This window comes from Haliea sp. (assembly GCF_040222615.1).
Classification (GTDB): Bacteria; Pseudomonadota; Gammaproteobacteria; order Pseudomonadales; family Halieaceae; genus Haliea.
The window spans coordinates 1-3823 of the sequence record NZ_JAVKCQ010000138.1; the positions used below are offsets into that span (position 1 = coordinate 1).

The window sequence follows — 3823 nt, forward strand, 5'->3', positions numbered from 1 at the left end:
ATCCCTTCGGTATCCAGGCACTGATCGGGGTTATCGGTTCCATCGGCGTGTCCATTAACGCGGCGATCATCATCATGACCGCGCTGCAGCTGGAACCCGGCGCCATGGCCGGCGGGGTCTTCGCGATCCGCAGTGTGGTGATGGATTCCAGCCGTCACATCGTCTCCACCACCATCACCACCTTCGGCGGCTTCCTGCCCCTGATTCTGGAGGGCAGCCAGTTCTGGCCGCCTTTCGCCATGGCTATTGCGGGCGGCGTGCTGTTGTCGACCGTCGTGTCCTTTTTCCTGGTCCCGCAGTTGTTCCTGTTGCTGCGCCGATGGCCAGAGCTGTTGCGGACGCGGGGGCAGTCACCAGCCGTCACCGCGGAGTTACAGCGATGACCCGGCCGCGGAAGGGGCAGTCCCGCAGCTACCATCATGGCGACCTGCGCAACGCCCTGATCATCGCGGCGGCGGAACTGATCGACGAGCGCGGCAGCGTGGATTTTGCCATGATCGATGCCGCGCGCCGTGCCGGGGTGAGCAGCGCCGCGCCCTACCGCCACTTCAAGGACAAGGCTGCGCTGCTGGATGCGGTGCTGGACTTCGCGCTCCTGGTCCTGGGCCGGGAGATGGAAGCGGTGACTCGCCAGCACCCTGCCGGCAGCGTTGCGGCCATTGTTGCCCTGGGCCAGGCCTATATACGCTTCGTGACCGGCCACCCGCAGTTCTATGACCTGATGTGGGGCGACCGCCACAAGCGCGCAGACCAGGACCCCGAGCACGGCCTCAAGAGTTCCGGGTTCTACCTGCTGGTGGACACGGTCCAGGCCTGGTGCGACAGCGTCGGTCGCGGCGACGAGGACGCTCTCACCGTATCGATCAAGCTCTGGGCCATGGCACACGGGCTCAGCGGCATCGCGATGCACGGCCACGTCGAGCGTTTCCTGCCGCAGGCGGATGTCTATTCCCTGCTGGAAAGCAGTACCTACACCTTTCTTGAAGGTGTCCGGCGCGGGGTGTGAAAGGCGCGCGCCGCGCGCCTACTCACCGGGCCGCGCCACCCGCAGCAACACAAACGCCAGGATAATCGCGGGCAACCCGGTGGCGGCGGTGATAAAGAAAAACGGGACCCAGCCCACCAGCTCAGCCAGCACCCCGGTAAAACCCGCCAGCAACTGCCCGGGCAGAGTCATCAGGGAGCTGAACAGGGCGTACTGGGTGGCGGTGTAGGCGGTATTGGTCAGGCTGGACAGGTAGGCAATGAACACCGAAATCGCCAGCCCGCCGGAGACATTGTCGGCGACAATCGCCAGCACCAGACCATAGGTTTCAGGGCCGATAAAGGCCAGCCAGGCAAAGGCGAGATTGGTCGCCGGCGCCATGAACGCCGTCAACAGCAAAATCCGCGCGATGCCGAACCGGGCCACCAGCAGGCCGCCCACGACAGCTCCGAGCAGGGTCATGCCGAGGCCGAAGGCGGCGGCGATATTGGCAATCTGGGCCTTGCTGAAACCCAGGTCCAGGTAGAAAGGGTTGGCCATAACCCCCATGAAAATATCGGTGAGGCGAAAGGTGCCGATAAAAGCGAGAATCAGCAGCGACACCCGGCCGTAGCGCTGGAAGAACTCGGCGAAGGGACAGACCACGGCGCCGATCAGCCAGGCCTGCAGCTCCCGGCGCCAGCCCCGGTGGGCGGTGCTGGCAAGGTAGTCAGTGACCCGCTGTTCGAACTGTACCGTGCTCTGGTTAACGGTCACCGCGGGTTCGGCAATCACCAGGGTGGTCACGATGCCGACCGCCATCAGCAAGCCCATAATGCCGTAGGCCACCGACCAGCTGTCCAGGTTGGCGAGGTGCAAGGCGCCCGCCCCCGCCGCCAGGATCGCCACCCGGTAGCCGGTCACGTAGGTCGCCGCCATCGCTGCCTGGCGATGCTTCGCTTCCGCCTCGACCCGGTAGGCATCGATGGCGACATCCTGGCTGGCGGAACCGAATGCCGCCAGCACCGCCCACAACGCCACCAGACCCAGTTGTTCGCGCGGGTCAGTGAAAGCCATGCCCAGCAGGGCTGTGGCGATTACCACCTGCGCCAGCAGCATCCAGGCTCGACGCCGCCCCAGCAGGCGGCTGAGTAGCGGCAGCTGCGCACGGTCGATCAGCGGCGCCCACAGCACCTTGATGGAATGGGCCATGCCCACCCAGCTGAGGAAGCCGATCGCCGACAGTTCTACGCCCAGATCCCGCAGCCAGGCGCTGAACGTGCCGCCCACCAGCAGCAGCGGCAGCCCGGCGGAAAAGCCGAGGAAGAGCATACCGATGACCCGCGGATTCAGGTAGACCCGCAAGCCTTCGGGGCTTGGTGTACTGCTGACCGCGGTTTGGCTCACGCGGTAGTAACGCTGTCGGCAGCACGCTTGCCCACGGGCGCCAGGGCGGCGTTGCAGGCCCCCGCCGGCGCCGGAGTCACGCTCCAGCCCCTGGGCGCCTGCACGTCGGGATATTCAACGACAAACGCGCGGATGAGTCGGTTGTCCATTCGGGTCTACTTTGCAACGGTTGCGGGGCGTTCCATCATAGCCGTTGCGATATCTGGCGCAAGCACCCGGGAGTAACGTATTCTGCCCACAAGCCTTGTAAACATCGCTGCCCCAACCTGAGCCGAGAGTATCCCGTGAGCAATTCCTACAATCCATCAAATCCAACACGCGCCGAAGTCGACACCCTGCCCGGCCTCGTCCTGCTGAACTTCGGCACCGACTGGTGCGGTCATTGCCAGGCGGCACAAGCCGGGATTGCCACCGCAGTCGCGGAGCACCCCTCGCTGCGCCATCTCAGGTTGGAGGACGGCAAAGGCCGTCCGCTCGGGCGCTCTTTTGGCGTCAAACTGTGGCCGACACTGGTGTACCTCCGCGACGGCCACGAAGTGGGCAGGCTGGTGCGGCCGACCAGCGCGACGGCGGTCCGGCAGTTGTTGATGCAGGCAGAGCCCGAAGGCACTTGATGGATTTCCGGTGATCGAGTGTGGCGCTGCTGAACAGACACGCCAAACCGGTGTCAGTTGCGACCAGGGTGCGGGGGAACTGGGGATTGCCGGCAATGCCCTGACTCGCTGGGTTCGTGAAACCGACTCCGCTGGCCGCCAGGCATTCGGCGGTACCGGTACGCCGAGGGGCATTATGGCGACAACGCAGCCTGCGAAGGCTTCTTCGGTGTAATCAAGCGAGACCGTGTAAACTGGAAAGAATATCGCACACGGGATATCCGATAGGGGCCCTGCCTACCGCATCATTTCGCTGGGTTGCACAAGCCAATCGGAGTTGGAACATCATGAGTGAGCAAAAACCTGCATCAAAGAGCTTTAAACAAGTCCGTGCGGAGCAGCTTGAGTACAATGCCAAGCGCGAGTCCGGGTATCGTGAGCGCGCCCTGAAAATCTACCCGTGGATCTGTGGTCGCTGTGCGCGAGAGTTCGACCGCAGGAACCTGTCGGAACTGACCGTCCATCATGTCGATCATAACCACGACAATAATCCCGGCGATGGCAGCAATTGGGAGCTACTTTGTATTTACTGTCACGACGAAGAACACAGCAAGTTTGAAAGCTTTGTGCGCTATGGGAACACCGGTGCGACGAAAGTGAAAGGCGCAACCCATACTCCATTCGCCAATCTGAAAGCGAAGATGGAGGGCAAGGACTGATAGCGGAATGACTCCGGCCGGCCGCGCTGCCTGGCCAGACCACCCCGCCACCTGCAAGCTAGTGTTTGCGGAATAACAAAGGAAGCCACAATGCGGATCGAAAAATTGTCACCTGCAGCAATTGATGGGAAGCTGCTTGA

General features: G+C 63.1%; 6 protein-coding genes and 1 pseudogene. 5 read left to right on the plus strand and 2 right to left on the minus strand.

Annotation, left to right across the window (positions count from 1 at the left end):
- Together RJQ10_RS11055 and RJQ10_RS11060 are read left to right on the plus strand one after the other, a co-directional pair.
- Positions 1-383: efflux RND transporter permease subunit (locus tag RJQ10_RS11055; RefSeq protein WP_350146538.1), on the plus strand; the 383-nt coding region annotated here is incomplete at its 5' end.
- Entirely contained in the window at positions 380-1006 is a 627-nt protein-coding gene (locus tag RJQ10_RS11060) for a TetR/AcrR family transcriptional regulator (protein WP_350146540.1), read from the plus strand. The genes RJQ10_RS11055 and RJQ10_RS11060, both read left to right, overlap by 4 nt.
- An 18-nt stretch (positions 1007-1024) precedes the next feature.
- Here RJQ10_RS11060 and RJQ10_RS11065 read toward each other — a convergent pair whose 3' ends face one another.
- The gene (locus RJQ10_RS11065; RefSeq protein ID WP_350146542.1) at positions 1025-2371 is read right to left on the minus strand and encodes an AmpG family muropeptide MFS transporter; all 1347 of its coding nucleotides are present in this window, start codon (positions 2369-2371) and stop codon (positions 1025-1027) included.
- A complete protein-coding gene (locus RJQ10_RS11070) occupies positions 2368-2520 on the minus strand; it encodes a hypothetical protein (protein ID WP_350146543.1) in 153 nt (50 codons plus the stop codon). The genes RJQ10_RS11065 and RJQ10_RS11070 overlap by 4 nt, the downstream gene beginning before the upstream one ends.
- A 135-nt stretch (positions 2521-2655) precedes the next feature.
- Here RJQ10_RS11070 and RJQ10_RS11075 point away from each other — a divergent pair, with 135 nt between their 5' ends.
- The 3 genes and pseudogenes from RJQ10_RS11075 to RJQ10_RS11085 all read left to right on the plus strand — a co-directional run bounded on the left by RJQ10_RS11075 (position 2656) and on the right by RJQ10_RS11085 (position 3683).
- Complete coding sequence (locus RJQ10_RS11075) at positions 2656-2985, plus strand: thioredoxin family protein (protein ID WP_350146545.1); 330 nt, start codon at positions 2656-2658, stop codon at positions 2983-2985.
- Between the two features lie 10 nt (positions 2986-2995).
- Positions 2996-3154: pseudogene (locus tag RJQ10_RS11080) on the plus strand (IS3 family transposase); the annotation flags it as partial.
- A gap of 157 nt (positions 3155-3311) precedes the next feature.
- Positions 3312-3683 (plus strand): YajD family HNH nuclease, encoded by a 372-nt coding sequence (locus RJQ10_RS11085; protein WP_350146547.1) that lies wholly within the window; start codon positions 3312-3314, stop codon positions 3681-3683.
- Positions 3684-3823: the final 140 nt, after the last annotated feature.

What these genes read in the sequence shown, in the direction of transcription:
- RJQ10_RS11060 (WP_350146540.1), top strand. Translation starts at nt 380, where the DNA reads ATGACCCGGCCGCGGAAGGGGCAGTCCCGCAGCTACCATCATGGCGAC.
- RJQ10_RS11070 (WP_350146543.1), bottom strand. Translation starts at nt 2,520, where the DNA reads ATGGACAACCGACTCATCCGCGCGTTTGTCGTTGAATATCCCGACGTG.
- RJQ10_RS11085 (WP_350146547.1), top strand. Translation starts at nt 3,312, where the DNA reads ATGAGTGAGCAAAAACCTGCATCAAAGAGCTTTAAACAAGTCCGTGCG.